Raw genomic sequence first — 20811 nt, 5'->3', positions numbered from 1 at the left:
GCGGGGCCCACGGAGAGGTCAGCGCACGGGGGCGTCGGCCCTCTCGACCCTCTGCGTGCCGCTGAGCGTGCGGTACGAGCGGACCCAGGACGACGTGGCGTCCTTGCTCGTCTTGTCGGAGACCACGTAGTAGTCCATCTGCGAGCGCTCGGCGGTCACGTCGAGGACGCCGTAGCCGTGCGAGTCCATGTCGATCCACTTCACGTGGCGGTTGGCGGCCCGGACCGCCGCCGTCGCGACGACCGAGACGGTCCCGGGGGCGACCCGCAGGATGTCGTCCAGGTTGTCCGAGGTCACCGACGTCACCACGAACTCGGTGGCCGCCGAGGCCGACAGCGGATACGTCGCCGCCTTCACCGGCACGTCGTTGGCCCATGCCATGTGGATGTCACCGGTCAGGAAGACGGTGTTCGTCACCGACCGGTCCCGCAGGTGGGAGATGAGCTCCTTGCGGTCGTCCGTGTAGCCGTCCCACTGGTCGACGTTGACGGCGAGCCCTTCTCCCGGCAGCCCCAGCAGTTCCGCGAGCGGTGCCAGCAGATGGGCGGGCAGCGCACCGAAGGCGACCGGGGAGATCATCACGGAGGTGCCGACCAGCTTCCAGACGGCATCCGACGCGGCCAGGCCGGACTTCAGCCAGTCCAGCTGCGCCCGCCCGGTCACCGAGCGCTCCGGGTCGTCGACCGCGCCGTTGCCCACCGACGCCTGTTCGGAGCGGAAGCTGCGCAGGTCGAGCAGGTGCAGTTCCGCCAGGCTGCCGAAGCGCAGCCGGCGGTAGACGGTGCCCTCGGTGGAGGCCCGGACGGGCATCCACTCGAAGTAGGCCTGCTTCGCCGCGGCCACCCGCGCCGCCCAGGCACCCTCGGTGCCCGGGGTGTGGTTCTCGGCCCCGCCCGCCCACGCGTCGTTGGCGAACTCGTGGTCGTCCCAGATCGCGATCACCGGGTGGGCGGCGTGCAGGGACTGGAGGTCTGCGTCCGTCTTGTACGTGCCGTGACGGGTCCGGTAGTCGGAGAGGGTGAGGATCTCGTGTGCCGGGGCGTGCGGGCGTACGACCGTGTCCTGGGTCGGATAACTGCCCGACGCGTACTCGTAGATGTAGTCGCCCAGATGCAGCACGGCGTCCAGGTCGGAGCGGGCCGCGAGATGCCGGTACGGCGAGAACCAGCCGGCCTCCCAGTTGGCGCAGGAGACCACGCCGAAGCGGATCCCGGGCGCGGCGGAGGCGGCGGCGGGCGCCGTGCGCGTACGGCCGACGGGGGAGAGGACACCGTGCCCGCCCTGGGATCCGCCGGGCGCCGCCGAGAAGCGGAACCAGTAGGCCGTCGCAGGGCGCAGCCCGCGCACGTCGGCCTTCACGGTGTGGTCGGCGGAGGCCCGGGCGACGGCCGTGCCCCGGGCGGCGATCCGGGTGAAGGCCCTGTCCTCGGCGATCTCCCAGACCACCGGTGTGTCGGCGCCGAGGCCCGAGCCGGGCACGGCGTCGGGCCCGGGGGTGACGCGGGTCCACAGGAGGATGCCGTCGGGCAGCGGATCGCCGGAGGCGACGCCGTGCAGGAAGGCCGGAACGGTGGCGGCGCGGGCGCCGGTGGCCGTGGCCGCGGCGAGCACGGGGGCCGCGACCGCGGTCGCGGCGGCGGCTCTGACCACCGTGCGGCGGCTGGGATGCGGGAACTGTCGACTGGTCACGGAGCAGCACCCTACTGGCGCGTAGAGCGAACAGGCGGGCGAATCAGGGAAGTTCGCCCGCCTGTCGGTGATCCGACACCAGAAGTTGTGCCCCAGGTGCTCCGGCGGCCGGAGCACCTCCCGTCAGCCCTTCAGGGCCTTGGTGATCGCCGCGGTGTACTCGGCCTCCGTCATGGGCGCGTTCTCGCTGCCCTCGGCGGTGACCTTCTTGCCGTCCATCTTGAGCGTCGGCGTGCCCTGCACACCGCTCTTGTCGAACGCCTTGGACATCTTGACGGCCCACGCGTCGTACGTGCCGTCCTCGACGTCCTTCTTGAACGCCGCGTTGCCCTTGAGGGCGTCCACCGAGTCCGCCACCTCGACCAGGTAGTCGTCCTTGGCGAACTTGTCCTCACTCTCCTGCGGGTGGTACTTCGCGGAGTACAGCGCGGCCTTGTAGTCCAGGAAGGCCTCGGGGCTCACGTCGAGCGCCGCGCCCAGCGCGCTCAGGGCGTTCTTGGAGCCCTCGCCGTTGTCGGTGTTGTCGATGAAGGTCGCGCCGACGTACTTGATCTTGTACTTGCCGGCCTCGACGTCCTTGGCGATCGTCTCACCGACCGACTGCTCGAAGGTGGCGCAGATCGGGCAGCGCGAGTCCTCGTACAGCTCCAGGGTCTTCTTGGCCGAGGACTCGCCGATCACGACGGTCGTGCCGTCGTCGCCCGAGGTGTTCTTCGGCGCGGTGACGTTCTTCGCGTCGGCGGCGGCCTCCCAGGCGGAGGGCTTGTTCAGCTGCGCCACGCCGAAGGCGATGGCGCCCACGACGGCGAGGACGCCGACCACCGATACGGCGACGACGACCTGCTTGCGCGCCTTGTCCTTCTTCACCTGGCGCTCGCGCTCCACGCGCAGCCGCTCGCGGGCGGCGGACTTGTTGGCCTGGCTGTTGCGGTTGCTCATGCGTGTTCTCCGGGTGTGCGTGGGGGTGGTGGCGGCGGGTGCGCCGGGACTCAGACCGTGACGGGGGCCGAGCTCGGCGGCCCCCGCCGACCCACGGAGTGCACCAGGAGACGGGCCGGGAGGAGCGGGCCGGTCCGCCCGGCGGAGCGGGCGTCGCGGCGCACGAGGAGCCGCGCGGTCCCCGCCACGGCGGCCGCGGTCAGCAGCGGCCGGAACGCGACGGCGGCCGCCGCGCGCAGCAGTCCCGCCAGCGCCGCCTCGCCGTGCCGCAGCCAGGCCGCGGCCAGCAGGCCCACCGCCACGTGCGCGGCGAGCAGCAGCCACGGCACCGCGGGGCCCGGGGAGGCCAGCAGGGCGGCCGCACGGTCGCCGGTGGCGGTCACCCCGGCCAGCGGTGTCCCGGCCGAGGCGACACCGGTGAGCGGCACGGGCGCCTCGCCGCCGCAGAGCAGGTCGACACCCACGGAACGCAGCGGGCCCGTGATCGGGCCGCCGGCCGCCCCGTAGCAGAGGTGCTGACCGGTGGTGAACACCGTGTCGGCGACCAGCTCCAGCGGGACCAGCAGGCCGGCGATCGCGCCGAAGCGGCGCTCCCGGCCCGCCAGCGCGAACGCCACGGCGAAGACGGCCCCGGCCAGCAGCGCGACCGCCGTGAGCGGCAGCGGGACCCGGGAGAGCAGGACATGGGAGGCGGAGGAGAGCGTGACGACGAGCGCGGTGAACAGCGCCGCGCGTACCGCCCTGATCTGCTTCCCTGATACGTCCATCGCCGCAGAGTGTGTCATGTGACCCTGTAAACGAGCCCTAAGCCCGTCGGTCGCGGTCTACAGCCCCGGGATCCGGCCGTTGCGGAAGAGGTCCACGAAGATCTGGTGATCGGCGCGGGCGCGGGCGCCGTAGCTGTGCGCGAAGTCCACCAGCAGCTCCTGGAAGCCCTCCTCGTCGGCGGCGATGGCCGCGTCGATCGCGCGCTCCGTGGAGAACGGCACCAGTGAGTGCCCGCTCTCGTCGTCCGCCGCCGAGTGCATCGTCGCCGTGGCCCGGCCGAGATCGGCGACGACCGCCGCGATCTCCTCCGGCTCGTCGATGTCGGACCAGTCCAGGTCGACCGCGTACGGCGAGACCTCGGCCACCAGCTGGCCCGACCCGTCCAGCTCGGTCCAGCCCAGCCACGGGTCCGCGTGCGCCTGCAGGGCGCGCTGCGAGATCACCGTGCGGTGCCCCTCGTGCTGGAAGTAGTCCCGCACGGCCGCGTCGGTGATGTGCCGGGAGACCGCCGGGGTCTGCGCCTGCTTGAGGTAGATCACCACATCGTTCTCCAGGGCGTCGCTGTTGCCCTCCAGGAGGATGTTGTACGAGGGCAGGCCGGCCGAGCCGATGCCGATCCCGCGGCGGCCGACGACGTCCTTCACCCGGTAGGAGTCGGGCCGGGTCAGGCTCGACTCCGGGAGCGTCTCCAGATAGCCGTCGAACGCGGCGAGCACCTTGTAGCGCGTCGCGGCGTCCAGGTCGATCGCACCGCCACCGGGGGCGAACCTGCGCTCGAAGTCCCGGATCTCCGTCATCGAGTCCAGCAGCCCGAACCGGGTCAGGGCACGGGCGTCACGCAGGGCGCCCAGCAGCGGACCGTCGGCGGTGTCCAGGGTGAAGGGGGGCACCTCGTCGTTCTTCGCGCCCGTGGCCAGGGCGTGGATGCGCTCCCGGTACGCGGCGGCGTAGACCCCGACCAGCTCGGTGATCTGGTCGTCGCCGAGTGCCTTCGCGTAGCCGATCAGGGCGACGGAGGCCGCGAAGCGCTTGAGGTCCCAGGTGAACGGGCCGACGTAGGCCTCGTCGAAGTCGTTGACGTTGAAGACCAGCCGGCCGTTGGCGTCCATGTACGTGCCGAAATTCTCCGCGTGCAGATCGCCGTGGATCCACACCCGGCTCGTGCGCGCGTCGAGGTACGGCCCGGTGTGCTGCTCACGGTCCAGATCGGCGTAGAACAGGCCCGCCGAACCCCGGTAGAAGGCGAAGGCCGAACCGGCCATCTTGCGGAACTTCACCCGGAAGGCGGCGGGATCGGCGGCCAGGAGCTCGCCGAAAGCGGTGTCGAAAACGGCGAGAATCTGCTCACCGCGCTGCTCCGCGCGGGTCTGCGTGTCCGACATCGCTGGGTGCCTCCTGCTACATGGCGTTCATGACAAATGGGGCGGGTCTCCCCGCCCTTCCAACGCGCGACCGTACCCCGGAGTGCCCGTCACCTGTCACCTCGGAGACGTAGACTTCCACGCTGTCCCCCCAAGCCGTCATCTGCCGGCCGTCGCCCGATCACCACCCCTCGCCCGGGGCGCTTCGCACCGCCCCCGACAACGACCCGGAGGCACAGCGCCGTGGCCAAGCCGCCCTTCACGCACCTGCACGTCCACACCCAGTACTCGCTGCTGGACGGTGCCGCGCGGCTCAAGGACATGTTCGAGGCGTGCAACACGATGGGCATGTCGCACATCGCCATGACCGACCACGGGAACCTCCACGGGGCGTACGACTTCTTCCACTCGGCGACGAAGGCCGGTGTGACGCCCATCATCGGGATCGAGGCCTACGTCGCCCCCGAGTCGCGCAAGCACAAGCGCAAGATCCAGTGGGGTCAGCCGCACCAGAAGCGCGACGACGTGTCCGGTTCCGGCGGTTACACCCACAAGACGATCTGGGCGTCGAACAGCACCGGGCTGCACAACCTCTTCAAGCTCTCCTCGGACGCCTACGCCGAGGGCTGGCTGCAGAAGTGGCCGCGGATGGACAAGGAGACCATCGCCCAGTGGTCCGAAGGGCTGATCGCGTCCACCGGGTGCCCCTCCGGCGAGGTGCAGACCCGGCTGCGGCTCGGACAGTTCGACGAGGCGGTCCAGGCGGCCTCCGACTACAAGGACATCTTCGGCGAGGGCAAGTACTTCCTGGAGCTGATGGACCACGGCATCGAGATCGAGCGCCGGGTCCGCGACGGGCTCCTCGAAATCGGCAAGAAGCTGAGCATCCCGCCGCTCGTGACGAACGACTCGCACTACACCTACGCCAGCGAGGCGACCGCGCACGACGCCCTGCTCTGCATCCAGACCGGCAAGAACCTCTCCGACCCGGACCGCTTCCGCTTCGACGGCACCGGCTACTACCTGAAGACGACGGAGGAGATGTACGCCGTCGACTCCTCGGACGCCTGGCAGGAGGGCTGCGCCAACACCCTGCTCGTCGCGCAGCAGATCGACACCACGGGCATGTTCGAGAAGCGCGACCTTATGCCGAAGTTCGAGATCCCGGACGGCTTCACGGAGATCACCTGGTTCCAGGAGGAGGTCCGCGTCGGCATGGGCCGCCGCTACCCCGGCGGTGTCCCGGACGACCGGCAGAAGCAGGCCGAGTACGAGATGGACATCATCATCCAGATGGGGTTCCCGGGGTACTTCCTGGTCGTCGCCGACTTCATCATGTGGGCCAAGAACAACGGGATCGCGGTCGGCCCCGGCCGTGGTTCCGCCGCCGGCTCGATCGTCGCGTACGCCATGGGCATCACCGACCTCGACCCGATCACCCACGGGCTGATCTTCGAGCGGTTCCTCAACCCCGAGCGCGTCTCCATGCCCGACGTCGACATCGACTTCGACGAGCGCAGGCGCGTCGAGGTGATCAGGTACGTGACCGAGAAGTACGGCGCCGACAAGGTGGCCATGATCGGCACCTACGGAAAGATCAAGGCCAAGAACGCGATCAAGGACTCCGCGCGCGTCCTCGGCTACCCGTACGCGATGGGCGACCGCCTGACCAAGGCGATGCCCGCCGACGTCCTCGGCAAGGGCATCGACCTCAACGGCATCACCGACCCCAAGCACCCGCGCTACAGCGAGGCGGGCGAGATCCGGGGGATGTACGAGAACGAGCCGGACGTCCAGAAGGTCATCGACACCGCGAAGGGTGTGGAGGGCCTGGTCCGGCAGATGGGTGTGCACGCGGCCGGCGTGATCATGTCCAGCGAGCCGATCGTCGACCACGCGCCGATCTGGGTGCGGCACTCCGACGGTGTGACCATCACCCAGTGGGACTACCCGCAGTGCGAGTCGCTCGGCCTGCTCAAGATGGACTTCCTGGGCCTGCGCAACCTGACGATCATGGACGACGCCATCAAGATGGTGAAGGCCAACAAGGGCGTCGACCTGGAGATGCTCGCGCTCCCGCTGGACGACCCCAAGACGTACGAGCTGCTGTGCCGCGGCGACACGCTCGGGGTGTTCCAGTTCGACGGCGGGCCGATGCGTTCGCTGCTGCGCCAGATGCAGCCCGACAACTTCGAGGACATCTCCGCCGTCTCGGCCCTGTACCGGCCGGGCCCGATGGGAATGAACTCGCACACGAACTACGCGGAACGGAAGAACGCCCGGCAGGAGATCACCCCGATCCACCCGGAGCTGGAGGAGCCCCTCAAGGAGGTCCTCGGGCTCACCTACGGCCTGATCGTCTACCAGGAGCAGGTGCAGAAGGCCGCCCAGATCGTCGCCGGCTACTCGCTCGGCGAGGCCGACATCCTGCGCCGCGTGATGGGCAAGAAGAAGGCCGACGAGCTGGCGAAGAACTTCGTCCTGTTCGAGGCGGGCGCGAAGAAGAACGGCTTCTCCGACGCGGCGATCAAGGCCCTGTGGGACGTCCTGGTGCCGTTCGCCGGATACGCCTTCAACAAGGCGCACTCCTCCGCGTACGGCCTGGTCACCTACTGGACCGCGTACCTCAAGGCCAACTACCCGGCCGAGTACATGGCGGCCCTGCTGACCTCGGTCAAGGACGACAAGGACAAGTCGGCGGTCTACCTCAACGAGTGCCGCCGCATGGGCATCAAGGTGCTCCCGCCCAACGTCAACGAGTCCGAGTCGAACTTCGCCGCCCAGGGCGACGACGTGATCCTCTTCGGCCTGACCGCCATCCGCAACGTCGGCCAGAACGTCGTCGACTCGATCATCCGGTGCCGCAAGGCGAAGGGGAAGTACTCCACGTTCCCGGACTTCCTCGACAAGGTCGAGGCGGTCGTCTGCAACAAGCGCACCGTCGAGTCGCTCATCAAAGCCGGCGCCTTCGACGAGATGGGCCACACCCGCAAGGGCCTCGTCGCCCACCACGAGCCGATGATCGACAACGTGGTGCAGGTCAAGCGCAAGGAGGCCGAAGGGCAGTTCGACCTCTTCGGCGGCGGTCAGGAGGACAGCGACGAGCCGGGCTTCGGCCTCGACGTGGAGTTCTCCGACATCGAGTGGGAGAAGTCCTACCTGCTCGCGCAGGAGCGCGAGATGCTCGGCCTGTACGTCTCCGACCACCCGCTCTTCGGGCTGGAGCACGTCCTGTCCGACAAGTCGGACGCCTCGATCTCGCAGCTCACCGGCGGCGAGCACTCCGACGGGGCGATCGTCACGGTCGGCGGCATCATCTCCGGCCTGCAGCGCAAGATGACCAAGCAGGGCAACGCCTGGGCGATCGCCACCGTCGAGGACCTCGCGGGCTCCATCGAGTGCATGTTCTTCCCCGCGACGTACCAGCTGGTCTCCACCCAGCTCGTCGAGGACACCGTCGTCTTCGTGAAGGGACGGCTCGACAAGCGTGAGGACGTGCCGCGCCTGGTCGCCATGGAGATGCAGGTCCCCGACGTCTCGTCGGCCGGGACCAACGCGCCGGTCGTGCTGACCATCCCCACGGTCAAGATCACCCCGCCCATGGTCACCAGGCTCGGTGAGGTGCTCAGCAACCACCGGGGCGACACCGAGGTGCGCATCAGGCTCCAGGGCCCCCGCAAGACCACCGTGCTCCGGCTCGACCGGCACCGGGTCAAGCCCGACCCGGCGCTCTTCGGAGACCTGAAGGTGCTGCTCGGCCCGTCCTGCCTGGCCGGCTGAGAAGCGTCCGGGAACAGCGAGAGGGGCGCCCCGCCACTGGCGGGGCGCCCCTCTCGGCCTGTCGGCCCTGCGAACCGGGTCAGTTGTGGCCGAAGCGCCGCTGGTGCTTGCGGGCGACATCGGCGGGGCTGCCCTGGGACTGCGACTGGGGCTGGGTCTGCGACTCGAACGCCGTCGACTTCGCCTCCTCCGCACCACGCTCCGAGGCGGACGCGCGGTCGTGCTGGCTGCCCTGCTTGCGGTTCTTGTTCTTGGCCATGGTGATGCCTCCTGTGGGGAATCTCGGGGCCAGGACCGATGTCAGACTCACATAACACCCCATATGCCGCATGTTGGATCATTACCGAGTGTAATGCGGGCGGTATCATGCGCCGTTTCCCGGATCCGCCACGCCGATGATCGAGTTCCGGACCTTAACCCTCCCGCGGTCGGGCAGACTCGAAGGAAACCCTGAGTAAGCGAACCCCGAGGAAACGGACCCACACCCCCCACGGCCGGGTCCGCCGATCCGTTCCCGAATTCCTGGAAGAGGGTGGAGCGCGTGGACCGTTGCGTCGTCCTGGTGGACGCCGGCTATCTGCTGGGCGCAGCCGCGAGTCTGCTGGCCGGAGAGCCCGCCCGTTCCCGTATCACCGTTGACCACGCGGCCCTGATCCAGGGCCTGCGCGAGCGGGCCGAGGCCGACACGGAACAGCCGCTGCTCCGCATCTACTGGTTCGACGGCGCTCCCGACCGTGTACCCCAGCCCGAGCACCGCAGACTGCGCGTCATGCCGCGGGTGACCGTTCGGCTGGGGGCGCTCACCCGCAGTGACGGGCGGTGGGCGCAGAAGGGTGTCGACGCGGCGATGCACGCCGAGCTCACCGAGCTGGCCAGAAATCGCGCCTGCTCCGACGTGGTGCTCGTGACCGGTGACGGCGATCTGCTGCCCGGACTGATGTCCGCCAAGGAACACGGGGTGGCCGTCCACCTCTGGGCCGTCCAGGCCGCCGACGGCGACTACAACCAGTCCGAGGACCTCGTCGCCGAGGCCGACGAACGGCGGGTGCTGGACCGGGCCTGGATCACCAGGGCCGTCCGGGCCAAGGACACCGGCGGGGTGTGCGCTCCGTCCCCCGTGCCGCGTCCCGAGATCGCCGCGATCCTCTCCGCACCGCTGCCCGAGGCGGCCCTCGCCGCCTCGGCCGAGCGGGCGTCCGAGGCGCAGGCGGCGGCCGCCCGCAACGGCACCGGCGCACCGGCCGACGAGACCACCGCGCACCCGCAGCCCGCCCCCGGACACAAGGGCGTCCCCACCCCCAAGGACCTGGCGAGCCTGCGCGCGCCGGGGGCGCAGCCCGCCCAGCACCCGGTCCAGCCGCCCGCCGCCAACGCGACACTGCGCTGGTCGTCCGACCGGGGCTGGGTCGAGCGCGGCGGATCCCCCGGCGAACCGGCCGAGAGCGCCTCCCTGCCGACCCTGGCCCAGCTCACCAGCGCCGAGCAGCGCTGGGCGGACCGGGAGGAGGACATCACGACCGTCGGCGGCGACCCCTTCGAGGTCGGCCAGGTCTTCGCCCGGCGGTGGATGGAACGGCTGCCGGAGACCGTCCCGCTGCAGAAGCTGTCCACCATGTACCCCCGCATTCCGCACCGCATCGACGGCGAACTCCTGCGGTACGCGGCACGCTTCGGGCTGCTCGCGCACAAGGACGACCAGATCGACGAGCACGACCGCTATGCCATCCGGGCGGGGTTCTGGCGTGAGATCGACGTCCGGGCAGCCGCCGAGCACGCCCCCGCAGGGGGGTAGGCGGGGCGGCCGAGGGGTGGTGCTGCCCGCCCCCGGGCGCGGTCCGGGGCGTCCGACCCCGTACTCTCGTACCTCGTGAGTACGGGCACAGCACAGGCGCAGACCGGGACCGGGACCGTGTGCGCGGTGCGTGATCTGGTCAGGACCTATCCCGCCGTCCGCGGCCGACGCGGCCGCGCAGCCACCCCCGAGGTGCGCGCCACCGACGGGATCAGCCTCGATGTCCGGCGCGGCGAGATCTTCGGGCTGCTCGGGCCCAACGGCGCAGGCAAGTCGACGCTCGTACGCCAGCTGACCGGGCTGATGCGGCCCGACTCCGGGAGCGTCGAGGTGCTGGGGCACGACCTGGTCCGCCACCCCGAGAGGGCTTCACGGCTGATCGGATACCTCGGGCAGGAGTCCACCGCGCTCGACGAGCTGACCGTGTCCCTCGCCGCCGAGACCACCGGGCGGCTCAGAGGCCTTCCGGTGCGGGAGGCCCGTGCCGAGCGCGACGCCGTACTCGAGGAACTGGGGCTCACCGAGCTCGCCGGGCGCCCCCTGAACAGACTGTCGGGCGGTCAGCGGCGGCTCGCCTGCTTCGCCGCCGCGCTGGTCGGGGAGCGCCCCGTCCTCGTCCTGGACGAGCCGACGACGGGGATGGACCCCGTCGCCCGCCGCGCCGTCTGGTCCGCCGTCGACCGGCGGCGCGCCGAACGCGGCGTGACCGTCCTGCTCGTGACCCACAACGTGATCGAGGCCGAGACCGTCCTCGACCGGGTCGCGGTCATGGAACGCGGCAGGGTCATCGCCTGCGACACCCCGGCCGGTCTCAAGGAACGCGTGGCGGGCGAGGTCAGGGTCGAGCTGGTGTGGCGCGAGAGGGCACCGCTGGACGTCCCGGAGGTGGCCGCGCTGCGCGCGTCCGCGCAGGAGTCGGGGCGGCGGTGGGTGCTGCGGCTCTGCCCCGACGAGGCGCGGGCGGCGGTGGCCGCGGTGACCGGCGGGGCCGCGTTCTCCTCGCTGGACGACTTCACGCTGGCCACCCCCAGCCTGGAGGACGTCTACCTGGCGCTCGGCGGGGACTCGGCCGTGGCGGCCGAGGGACTGGTGAAGGCGTGATCATGAACGTGTCGAAGTCGAAGGGGAGCAGCGCCAGGTGACGAGCATCGTTCCCGCGGAAGCCACCGGGACCAGGGCGGAGACGTCCGGCCCGGTGGTCGGGACCGCCTCGGGCGGTCCCGCCCGCACGGCCCCCGCGGCCCTCGCACCCCGGGCCCGGCTGCTGCCCTCGATGGCGGCCGTGTACCGGGCGCAGCTGTCGCGCGCTCGGGTCGCCCGGATTCCGCTGCTGTTCGTGGCGACGTTCCAGTCCATCGGGATCATGGTGCTGATGCGCGGGGTCGTCGACGGTGGCGCCGAGGCGCGGGCCGTGGTCGCCGGTTCCAGCGTGCTGGTCGTGGCCTTCGTGGCGCTGAACCTGCTGGCGCAGTACTTCGGCCGGCTGCGCGCCGACGGCGGCCTCGACCACTACGCCACGCTGCCGGTGCCGCCCGCCGCGGTGGTGCTGGGAGCGGCGGGGGCGTACGCCTCGTTCACCGTGCCCGGCACGATCGTCACGGCGGTGACGGGAAGCGTGCTGTTCGGGCTGCCCATGACGCACCTGTGGGTGCTCGTCGCGGTCATCCCGCTGTCCGGGGCCGCGCTCTCCGGGCTCGGTGCCGCGCTGGGGCTGCTGGCGCCGCGTCAGGAGCTGGCGACGCTGCTGGGGCAGCTCGGCATGTCCGCCGCGCTGCTGCTGGGTGTCCTGCCGGCCGAGCGGCTCCCCGGGCCCGTCGGCTGGGCGCGTGATCTGCTGCCCTCCACGTACGGGGTCGAGGCGTTGGCCCGGTCCTTCGACGCGCACCCGGACTGGGCGGTGGTCGCTCTCGATCTGGCCGTGTGCGCGGCGGTGGGTGTGCTGTCGCTGGCCGTGGCCACCTGGGCGTACCGCCGGGCGGCGGTCCGCTGACGGTCCGGTGAGGCGGTGGGCCGGACGGCCTGGCACGATGGCACCGTGACCGCACCGTTGACGCCGCCGCACCAGCCACGACCCCACGACCCCTGGCAGGCCCCGCCGTCGGGATCCCATGCCGTACCCGGTGGCCGGGAGCCGCTGGACGCGGCGGACGGGGCCGCGGAGCTGAAGCAGGGCGCCGTGGTCGCCGCCCTCCTGACCGTCGCGGGCGTCGCGCTCGGGCTGCTGTGGCTGTGGCTGGCGCCCCGGGTGCCGCTGGTCTCCGACGAGACGGCCGTGTTCCTCAAGAACAGCGAGGGCGAGGAGGCGATCGGGGCCGACGGCACCTTCGTCCTGCTCGGCCTGGCCTTCGGCCTCGTGTCGGCCGCCGCCGTCTTCCTCTGCCGCAGGCGCGGGGGCATCCCGCTGGTCGTGGGACTGGCCCTGGGAGGGCTGCTCGGTTCGCTGCTGGCGTGGGGGATCGGCACCTGGCTCGGGCCGACGTCCGACGTGGTGGCCCATGCCAGGGAGGTCGGCAAGGGGGTCACGTTCGACGCGCCGCTGAAGCTGCACGCGGTGGGGGCCGCGATGCTCGCCTGGCCCATCGCGGCGATGATCGTGCACCTGGGGCTGACGGCGCTGTTCGGACCGCGGGACCCCGAGCCGGAGTGGGATGCCCACGGTGAGCCGGAGCCGGGAGCTGCGTTCGGCGGGGGCCCCGCGGCCGGACCCGCGTCCTGGCCGGGTGCCACCGCGGAGAAGGGATCCGCCGCGGGGCCGGGTTCGGCCGGCGGGCGGGGGCCCGACGACGGCGGTACGGCGGAAGAGCGGCGATAGCCGTACCGGGTCCCGCCGTGGCGGCGCCTGTCGTACCGGCGCCCGCGGGCGAAGGGGCGTTCCGGTGGCGGGGGACGGCCTCGGCGCCCCGCCCCGGGCCCCGTCCGGACCTCGCGAGCCGGCAGGGTCCGAAGGGGAGGTCCTAGCCCCGGCCGACCGGGGCCAGTACGGCGTCCGTCAGGCTGGTCAGGTCCTGCGGGGACAGCTCGACCTCCAGGCCGCGGCGGCCCGCCGAGACGCAGATCGTGGGGTGCGCCCCCGCCGAGGCGTCGAGCACCGTACGCAGCCGCTTGCGCTGGCCCAGCGGGGAGATGCCGCCCCGTACGTAGCCGGTGGTGCGCTCCGCCGCCGCCGGGTCCGCCATGGCGGCCCGCTTGCCGCCGACCGCCGATGCCAGGGCCTTCAGGTCCAGCGACCCGGCGACCGGTACCACCGCGACGACCAGCTCGCCGTCGACCTCCGCGACCAGGGTCTTGAACACCCGGTCGGGCGAGACCCCGAGGGCCTCCGCGGCCTCCTCGCCGTAGGACGGGGACGACGGGTCGTGCTCGTAGGAGTGGACCGCGAACGGGGTGCCGGCCGCGGTCAGCGCGACCGTGGCCGGGGTGCCGCCGGGCTGCTGCTTCTTCGCCTTCTTCGCCACGGGGCGGGGTCCTCGGGTCAGTTGGGGTGCGTGGGGGCGCGGGTCAGTTCGGTGGCCGGGAGCGACGGAAGGTGCCGGATGACGGCCGTCTCCTTGCGCAGCAGCGCCAGTTCCTCGCGCAGCCGGGTCGCGGTGTCCGGCGCCTGGAGCAGCCGCTGCTTCGAGGGCACGTCGAGGACGGCCGCGGCGGCCACCAGGTACGACACCACCGACGGGTCGTCCGGCAGGTCCGCACCCGTCGTCAGGGAGCGCTCGCTCGCCCCCGCGAGCCGCTTCTGGTAGCTGCGGAAGGCCCGCAGGACGCCCTCGGCGAGGGCTCCGGCCTCCTCCTGCGAGGACGCTGCGTCACCCTCGGCCTCCTCCGGGTTCTCCGGCAGTTCCTCGACCTCGGCCGTCAGGAACGGGCCGCTCGCGTCGACCGAGAGCAACCGGACCCGCGTGGTGCCGGTCGCCAGGACCTCGAAGCTGCCGTCGGCGCGCTCACGGATCTTCGCCGCGTCCGCGACGCAGCCGACCCGGTGGAACGTCTGGATCGGGTCGGGCCCGAAACCGTCGGCCGGGGCCCGCTCGACCGGGGGCGCGGCGGCGAGCGTGTCCGGCATCCCGGTGGCCGTCGGGGCGGTCTCGCGGCCGTCTCGGACCGCGACCACCACAAAGCGGCGCGGTTCGTCCTCGTCGATCGTGAGCAGCTCGCGCATCATGGCGCGATAACGCTCCTCGAAGACGTTGAGGGGTAGCACGAGGCCGGGAAACAGCACCGCGTTCAGCGGAAAGAGGGGAAGGCGAGCGGTGGTCACAGCGGCCAAGCCTAATGGCCCCGGCGCCCGTCGTGTTCCGGCCGTCCACGGGAGGGCTTCCAGGAGGCCACGCGCAGCCGTGCGTCCGCTCGCGCGTCGAGGAAACCGCCGAGCGCGTCGTCCGAGACGGACGCCCACGGGAACGACGTGGCGTGCGCCCCGATCAGCCGGAACTGCTCCAGCGCCTCGTCGCTGCGGCCCCGCGCGCCCAGTACGTGGGCGAGGAGGTTGCGGACCTCCGCCGGCCACGGATCACCGGCCGCGAAGCGCGCGGAGAGACCGATCGCCAGGTCGGCGGCGGCGTCGATCCGGTCCTCCAGCACGGAGGTGGCCCGGACGACGGCCCCCTCGTCGCACAGCAGCGCGAAGGCGGCCCGTACCGGGAGCGCCTGCACCAGGGAGTCCGACGCGGCGTCCTCGGCCGCCCGCTCGGCGAAGTCGAAGCATTCGCGGTGCGAGCCGTACCAGGCGGCGGAGAGGTACTGGAGCGCGGCGACATGGCAGCCGTAGTGGTGCGCGGACCTCCGCACGGCCTGTTCCCACAGCTTCTCGAAGACCGTGTGCGGGGCGTGCGTGCCACGGGCGTGGTCGAGGGCGAGCCGCCACGGCACCGGGTCGCGGGGATCGGCCTCGGTGGCCGCCGTGATGAGCGGGGCCACCTCGCGCAGCAGTTCGGCGTGGGCCGGGGACTCCCAGGCGCGGTGCACGGCCAGTTCGGCCTTCACGAGCAGGGCGTCGGGGTCGCGCGGGGCGGCGGCCAGCCAGTCGGTGAGCCAGCCGTCGCGGTTGCGGGCGAAGACCACCAGCCGGGACAGACAGCGGTCGCGGGTCTCCCACTCGGCCGCGTCGCGCGTGGTCGCCAGGAGCTTGGCGGCGGGCTCGTACTCTCCCAGGGCGGCCGCGACCAGTGCGGGCGACAGCCGCCCGTCGGGCGCGTCGAGCAGCACCGCGTCGTCCGCGGGCAGCCCGGCCGGCAGTCCGGGGCCGTATCGGAACGCGCGTGCGGGGTTCAGCAGTGCGCGGAGGAAGGCCATGGTGCAGACCATTGAAAAGCCCTGGTGGGGGTGGCGCCAGGGGAGCACTGTGAAGCTTCTGTAGCGAGTGGGAGGGTTGCCCCGGGCGAGGTCAAGAGAAGGCAAAGGATCCGTCGGCGGCTGGCTTGTTTCCGATGCTCCGGCCAACGCGGCCCGCTTGCCGGGCCGGACCTCGACAGGCCGTTCGACCGCTGTCCCCGCCGAGGCGTCCGGCCGCGACGGGGGTCCGGCTCAGCTGCGGCGCAGCAGCCGGGAGGCGCCCGCCGCCACCGTCGTGGCCAGTATCCATCCCAGGATGACGAGGGCCGCCGCGGCCCACTGCCAGCCGCCCTCCATCCGCCAGTAGCCGTCCTGCCCGAGGTTGATCACCGGCACCAGCAGGTCCAGCGCGTACAGCGGGGCGTTCCACTGCGGATGCTCCTCACCCTTGATCGGCGCCGGGTGGTACTGCGAGAAGGCCACCGCCCCCGCCGCCCACAGCACCGCCATCCACACCGCGGCGCGCCCCGGCCGGTAGCCGTAGGCCACCGTCCAGTCCTGCAGGTAGCCCCACAGTCTGGCCGCGGGCGGCAGTGTCTCGCGGCGGCGCCGCTGCTTGGCGAGCAGCACCTCGCGGGCGTCCGCGTCCTCCCCGCAGCTGCGGAGCACGGTCGCCAGGCGCTCGTACGGCTCCGGTACGTACTCCGGTGTGGCGGCCAGCACCCACTCCAGGCGCCGGGAGAGCGGGAAGTGGCCGTACGGGACGAGGTTCTCGTAGACGAAGCCGCCCATCGCCAGCCCGCCCGGACCGGGCCAGCTGGTCGACACGTCGATCAGGGTGACGACCTTCGCGCCGTTCAGCACGACCCGGCCCTCCTCGGGGCGCTCCGCGTTGAACCGCAGCTCGGGCGTGACGATCCTGCGCAGCGACAGCTCCTCGTCGCCGGTCAGGACGAAACGGGCCTTGTGCACGTCCACCGCGTCGCCGAAGCGCCCGTCGTCGAGCCGTACCGCGCCCCGGCACTCGAAGACCTGTGCGCGGGTCCCGCGGGCCGGACCGATGCCGCGCGCGATGCCGTACGGGGGAGTGGTGCCCTGGTTCCCGGTGTCGATGCTCACCCAGGCCTCGGTCATGTACAGCGTGCGCTCGACGCTCAGCTGCGGGGCGTTCAGCGCCCGCCGCCCGTCCGTGGCGCGCAGCCGGCTGCCGCGCAGGCTCAGCGAACCGCCGACCTTCGCCCCGCGCAGACTCACCTCGCCGCGCGTCTCGATCATCTCGGCCTGCAGATCCTGGGCCACCGACATCCCGTCGCCCACGAAGGCCCGGCCGCGCCGGTCGGGGCCGACGCTGAGCTGGTTGATCAGCAGGTCCGTGCCGATCTGCGCGTCCGTGAGCCGGATGCCGCGCTCGACCCGGCAGCGCGGCAGATGCAGATCACCCTCCGTGTGCAGCCGGGCGGCGTCCAGTCGCGGCACCGCGCAGCCCACCATCCGCAGCGTGGTGAAGTGGCACTCCGGGAGCACCACCTCCTGCTCGAAGCGGCAGCCGGTCAGCTCCACGTACGGGGACACCCGGCCGCCCGCCAGGTCCAGCTTCCCGGTGACGCGCACGCCCCGGAGCTTCAGCGCCGCCACCCGCCCCGGCCGCGCGGGCGGGCCGCTCAGCAGGAGCCGCGCCACCGTCCGGGCGCCGACGCTCCGCTCCGGCCCCCAGGCGTGCGGGGCGAAGGGGTCGTCCCGCACCGGGTCGTGGGCGCGCAGATCGTAGGTCGTGCCGTTCCGGAAGGACTGCCACATGCCCAGCTCCGCCGCGCTGAGGCCGTCCGGGATCTCTCCGTCGTGCGGCTCGGTCACTGCCTCACCTCCGCTTGCACAGTTCGTCCCGTGCTTCGTACAACCGTTCTTCCCACTGTGTGACGGTGTGAACGCAAACGGTCAGCAGTGACGGCCGGGACATGTATCAGCCAGTGATACGGGCGACCGGGCGCCGGAACCGGTCTGAGAGAATTGCGGTGTGATCTCTCGAATCGATCTGCGCGGCACCGCCCTCCCCGAGGGCGGCGACCTGCGCGACCTGCTGCCCCGAGCCGAGTTCGACGTGGAAGCCGCCCTGGAGACGGTGCGGCCCATCTGCGAGGACGTACGCCATCGTGGCTCCGCGGCAGTGATCGAGTGGGGGGAGAAATTCGACGGCGTGCGCCTCGACGCGCTCCGGGTCCCGGCCGACGCGATCACCGAGGCGCTCGAGCGCCTCGACCCCGCCGTACGGGCGGCACTGGAGGAGTCGATCCGCCGCGCCCGCCTCGTCCACCGTAAGCAGCGCCGCACCACGCACACCACCCAGGTCGTCCCCGGCGGCACGGTCACCGAGAAGTGGGTGCCCGTCGACCGCGTCGGGCTGTACGTGCCCGGCGGGCGCTCGGTCTACCCCTCGTCCGTCGTCATGAACGTCGTCCCCGCCCAGGAGGCCGGGGTCGAGGGCATCGCCGTCTCCTCCCCGCCCCAGAAGGAGTTCGGCGGTCTGCCGCACCCCACGATCCTCGCCGCCTGCGCGCTCCTCGGCGTGGACGAGGTGTACGCCGCCGGCGGCTCCCAGGCCATCGCGATGTTCGCGTACGGCACCGAGGAGTGCCCGCCCGTGAACCTCGTCACCGGCCCCGGCAACATCTACGTCGCCGCGGCCAAGCGCCTCCTCAAGGGCCGCATCGGCATCGACGCGGAGGCCGGCCCCACCGAGATCGCGATCCTCGCCGACGCGAGCGCCGACCCGGCGCACGTCGCCGCCGACCTGATCAGCCAGGCGGAGCACGACCCGATGGCCGCCGCGGTGCTCGTCACCGACTCCGAGGAGCTCGCCGCGGCCACCGAGGCCGAGCTGAGGCCGCAGATCGCCGCGACCAAGCACGTCACGGACCGGATCGAGCCCGCCCTGGCCGGCCGCCAGTCCGCGATCGTCCTGGTCGACACCCTGGAGGACGGCCTCAAGGTCGTCGACGCGTACGCCGCCGAGCACCTGGAGATCCAGACGGAGAACGCCGCCGCCGTCGCCGACCGGGTCCGCAATGCCGGAGCCGTCTTCGTCGGTCCCTGGTCGCCCGTCTCCCTCGGTGACTACTGCGCCGGCTCCAACCACGTCCTGCCCACCGGCGGCTGCGCCTGCCACTCCTCGGGCCTGTCCGTGCAGTCCTTCCTGCGCGGCATCCACATCGTCGACTACACGCGCGACGCGCTCGCCGAGGTCACCCACCACGTGGTGGCCCTCGCCGAGGCGGAGGACCTGCCCGCCCACGGCGCCGCGCTCAAGGCCAGGTTCGGGTGGAAGGTTCCGCAGCAGTGAGCGACGACAGCACCACGCACCGCCCCTGGGACGACCTGCCGATCCGCGACGAGCTGCGCGGCCAGTCCCCGTACGGGGCGCCCCAGCTCGACGTACCGGTGCGGCTGAACACCAACGAGAACCCCTACCCGCTGCCCGACACGCTCGTCGACCGCATCGCCGAACGGGTCCGCGAGGCAGCCCGCGACCTCAACCGCTACCCCGACCGCGACGCCGTGGAGCTCCGCACCGAGCTGGCCCGCTACCTCACCCGCACCGCCGGGCACGAGGTCGCAACGGCCAACGTCTGGGCGGCCAACGGCTCCAACGAAGTGCTCCAGCAGCTGCTGCAGACCTTCGGCGGCCCCGGGCGCACCGCGATCGGCTTCGAGCCCTCGTACTCGATGCACGCCCTCATCGCCCGCGGCACCGGCACCGGCTGGATCTCCGGGCCGCGCAACGAGGACTTCACCATCGACGTGGAGGCCGCGAGGAAGGCCATCGCCGAGCACCGCCCCGAGGTGGTGTTCATCACCTCGCCCAACAACCCCACCGGCACCGCCGTCGACGCCGCCACCGTCCTCGCCCTGTACGAAGCGGCCCAGGACGCCCGCCCCTCGATGGTCGTCGTCGACGAGGCGTACGGGGAGTTCAGCCACCACCCCTCGCTGCTCCCCCTGATCGAGGGCCGCCCGAACCTGGTGCTCTCCCGCACCATGTCCAAGGCGTTCGGCGCGGCGGGCCTGCGACTGGGCTACCTCGCCGCCGCTCCGGCCGTCGTCGACGCGGTCCAGCTGGTGCGCCTGCCGTACCACCTGTCCTCCGTCACCCAGGCCACCGCGCTCGCCGCCCTGGAGCACACCGATACGCTGCTCGGGTATGTCGCGCAGCTCAAGAGCGAGCGCGACCGGCTGGTCGACGGACTGCGGGAGCTCGGCTTCGCCGTCACCGACTCGGACGCCAACTTCGTCCAGTTCGGCCGCTTCGCCGACAGCCGTACCGCCTGGCAGCAGATCCTCGACCGGGGCGTGCTGGTCCGGGACAACGGCGTACCGGGGTGGCTGCGGGTCTCCGCGGGAACCCCAGCCGAGAACGACGCGTTCCTCGATGCGGTGCGCGAACTGAAGAAGGAGCACGACGCATGAGCCGCGTAGGCAGGGTGGAGCGGACCACCAAGGAGACCTCCGTACTCGTCGAGATCAACCTCGACGGGACCGGCAAGGTCGATGTCGCGACCGGGGTCGGCTTCTACGACCACATGCTCGACCAGCTCGGCCGCCACGGCCTCTTCGACCTCACGGTCAAGACCGAGGGCGACCTGCACATCGACTCGCACCACACGATCGAGGACACCGCCCTCGCACTCGGTGCCGCGTTCAAGCAGGCGCTCGGCGACAAGGTCGGCATCTACCGCTTCGGCAACTGCACCGTCCCGCTGGACGAGTCGCTCGCCCAGGTCACCGTCGACCTCTCCGGCCGCCCCTACCTGGTGCACACCGAGCCCGAGAAGATGGCGCCGATGATCGGCGAGTACGACACGACGATGACCCGGCACATCCTGGAGTCCTTCGTCGCCCAGGCGCAGATCGCCCTGCACGTCCACGTCCCGTACGGCCGCAACGCCCACCACATCGTGGAGTGCCAGTTCAAGGCCCTGGCCCGCGCCCTGCGGTACGCCAGCGAGCACGACCCGCGCGCGGCAGGAATCCTTCCCTCCACGAAGGGCGCCCTGTGACCGGCCTCAACACCGTACTGATCCTCGTCGGCCTCTTCCTGGCCGGCGGCGTGTACTCCTTCCGGAAGCAGGGCATGCCCACGGGCGTCGTCGTGCTCCTCGGGATCGGATCCGTGATGTGCCTGGTCGCAGGCATCATGCGGATCCAGGGAATCTGGGACTGAGG

18 protein-coding genes are annotated in these 20811 nt (G+C 71.8%); 9 read left to right on the top strand and 9 right to left on the bottom strand.

Going from position 1 to position 20811, the window contains the following annotated elements:
- Positions 1-18: 18 nt before the first annotated feature.
- The 4 genes from OG927_RS08295 to OG927_RS08280 all read right to left on the bottom strand — a co-directional run bounded on the left by OG927_RS08295 (position 19) and on the right by OG927_RS08280 (position 4778).
- Positions 19-1689, bottom strand: coding sequence for an alkaline phosphatase D family protein (locus OG927_RS08295; protein ID WP_330319917.1), 1671 nt, complete (start codon positions 1687-1689; stop codon positions 19-21).
- A 123-nt stretch (positions 1690-1812) separates the two neighbouring features.
- Entirely contained in the window at positions 1813-2628 is an 816-nt protein-coding gene (locus OG927_RS08290; protein WP_056784088.1) for a DsbA family protein, read from the bottom strand.
- Between the two features lie 50 nt (positions 2629-2678).
- Positions 2679-3395 (bottom strand): hypothetical protein, encoded by a 717-nt coding sequence (locus OG927_RS08285; protein ID WP_330319916.1) that lies wholly within the window; start codon positions 3393-3395, stop codon positions 2679-2681.
- 57 nt (positions 3396-3452) lie between these two features.
- Entirely contained in the window at positions 3453-4778 is a 1326-nt protein-coding gene (locus OG927_RS08280) for a DUF2252 domain-containing protein (RefSeq protein WP_330319915.1), read from the bottom strand.
- 222 nt (positions 4779-5000) lie between these two features.
- Between OG927_RS08280 and dnaE the strand changes: the two genes are divergently transcribed.
- Entirely contained in the window at positions 5001-8537 is a 3537-nt protein-coding gene (gene dnaE, locus OG927_RS08275; RefSeq protein ID WP_056784077.1) for a DNA polymerase III subunit alpha, read from the top strand.
- Positions 8538-8616: 79 nt separating this feature from the next.
- Here dnaE and OG927_RS08270 read toward each other — a convergent pair whose 3' ends face one another.
- Entirely contained in the window at positions 8617-8796 is a 180-nt protein-coding gene (locus tag OG927_RS08270; protein WP_056784074.1) for a hypothetical protein, read from the bottom strand.
- 273 nt (positions 8797-9069) lie between these two features.
- Between OG927_RS08270 and OG927_RS08265 the strand changes: the two genes are divergently transcribed.
- The 4 genes from OG927_RS08265 to OG927_RS08250 all read left to right on the top strand — a co-directional run bounded on the left by OG927_RS08265 (position 9070) and on the right by OG927_RS08250 (position 13141).
- Positions 9070-10329, top strand: a complete 1260-nt coding sequence (locus OG927_RS08265; protein WP_056784073.1) for an NYN domain-containing protein — start codon at positions 9070-9072, stop codon at positions 10327-10329.
- A gap of 117 nt (positions 10330-10446) precedes the next feature.
- On the top strand, positions 10447-11430 hold the full coding sequence (locus tag OG927_RS08260) for an ABC transporter ATP-binding protein (protein ID WP_330321305.1): 984 nt from the start codon (positions 10447-10449) through the stop codon (positions 11428-11430).
- Positions 11431-11467: 37 nt separating this feature from the next.
- Positions 11468-12319 carry an ABC transporter permease gene (locus tag OG927_RS08255; protein WP_319100766.1) on the top strand — a complete coding sequence of 284 codons (852 nt, stop codon included), beginning with the start codon at positions 11468-11470 and terminating at the stop codon, positions 12317-12319.
- Positions 12320-12364: 45 nt separating this feature from the next.
- A complete protein-coding gene (locus OG927_RS08250) occupies positions 12365-13141 on the top strand; it encodes an ABC transporter permease (protein WP_330319914.1) in 777 nt (258 codons plus the stop codon).
- 142 nt (positions 13142-13283) lie between these two features.
- Here OG927_RS08250 and ybaK read toward each other — a convergent pair whose 3' ends face one another.
- The 4 genes from ybaK to OG927_RS08230 form a co-directional block, all read right to left on the bottom strand.
- Positions 13284-13784, bottom strand: a complete 501-nt coding sequence (gene ybaK, locus OG927_RS08245; RefSeq protein WP_330319913.1) for a Cys-tRNA(Pro) deacylase — start codon at positions 13782-13784, stop codon at positions 13284-13286.
- Positions 13785-13801: 17 nt separating this feature from the next.
- Entirely contained in the window at positions 13802-14581 is a 780-nt protein-coding gene (locus OG927_RS08240; protein ID WP_056785870.1) for an LON peptidase substrate-binding domain-containing protein, read from the bottom strand.
- Between the two features lie 11 nt (positions 14582-14592).
- Entirely contained in the window at positions 14593-15627 is a 1035-nt protein-coding gene (locus OG927_RS08235) for a hypothetical protein (protein WP_330319912.1), read from the bottom strand.
- A 219-nt stretch (positions 15628-15846) separates the two neighbouring features.
- A complete protein-coding gene (locus tag OG927_RS08230) occupies positions 15847-17448 on the bottom strand; it encodes a hypothetical protein (protein WP_056784051.1) in 1602 nt (533 codons plus the stop codon).
- 160 nt (positions 17449-17608) lie between these two features.
- Here OG927_RS08230 and hisD point away from each other — a divergent pair, with 160 nt between their 5' ends.
- Genes hisD through OG927_RS08210 form a run of 4 tightly spaced genes read left to right on the top strand, consistent with a single transcriptional unit; the run spans position 17609 to position 20809 of the window.
- Positions 17609-18931 carry a histidinol dehydrogenase gene (gene hisD, locus OG927_RS08225; RefSeq protein ID WP_330319911.1) on the top strand — a complete coding sequence of 441 codons (1323 nt, stop codon included), beginning with the start codon at positions 17609-17611 and terminating at the stop codon, positions 18929-18931.
- A complete protein-coding gene (locus tag OG927_RS08220) occupies positions 18928-20055 on the top strand; it encodes a histidinol-phosphate transaminase (RefSeq protein WP_330319910.1) in 1128 nt (375 codons plus the stop codon). Before hisD ends, OG927_RS08220 begins: the two co-directional genes overlap by 4 nt.
- Positions 20052-20645 (top strand): imidazoleglycerol-phosphate dehydratase HisB, encoded by a 594-nt coding sequence (gene hisB, locus OG927_RS08215; RefSeq protein ID WP_031098999.1) that lies wholly within the window; start codon positions 20052-20054, stop codon positions 20643-20645. Before OG927_RS08220 ends, hisB begins: the two co-directional genes overlap by 4 nt.
- Complete coding sequence (locus tag OG927_RS08210; protein WP_056784041.1) at positions 20642-20809, top strand: hypothetical protein; 168 nt, start codon at positions 20642-20644, stop codon at positions 20807-20809. Before hisB ends, OG927_RS08210 begins: the two co-directional genes overlap by 4 nt.
- The last annotated feature ends 2 nt before the right edge of the window (positions 20810-20811 follow it).

The sequence above is a fragment of the Streptomyces clavifer genome, from assembly GCF_036345975.1.
Taxonomy (GTDB): domain Bacteria; phylum Actinomycetota; class Actinomycetes; order Streptomycetales; family Streptomycetaceae; genus Streptomyces; species Streptomyces clavifer.
This window is presented reverse-complemented; position numbering and strand designations above follow the sequence as displayed.

Excerpts from the sequence above, each read along its gene's own strand:
- OG927_RS08290 (WP_056784088.1), bottom strand. The coding sequence starts at position 2,628 with ATGAGCAACCGCAACAGCCAGGCCAACAAGTCCGCCGCCCGCGAGCGG.
- OG927_RS08285 (WP_330319916.1), bottom strand. The coding sequence starts at position 3,395 with ATGGACGTATCAGGGAAGCAGATCAGGGCGGTACGCGCGGCGCTGTTC.
- OG927_RS08280 (WP_330319915.1), bottom strand. The coding sequence starts at position 4,778 with ATGTCGGACACGCAGACCCGCGCGGAGCAGCGCGGTGAGCAGATTCTC.
- OG927_RS08270 (WP_056784074.1), bottom strand. The coding sequence starts at position 8,796 with ATGGCCAAGAACAAGAACCGCAAGCAGGGCAGCCAGCACGACCGCGCG.
- OG927_RS08235 (WP_330319912.1), bottom strand. The coding sequence starts at position 15,627 with ATGGTCTGCACCATGGCCTTCCTCCGCGCACTGCTGAACCCCGCACGC.
- hisB (WP_031098999.1), top strand. The coding sequence starts at position 20,052 with ATGAGCCGCGTAGGCAGGGTGGAGCGGACCACCAAGGAGACCTCCGTA.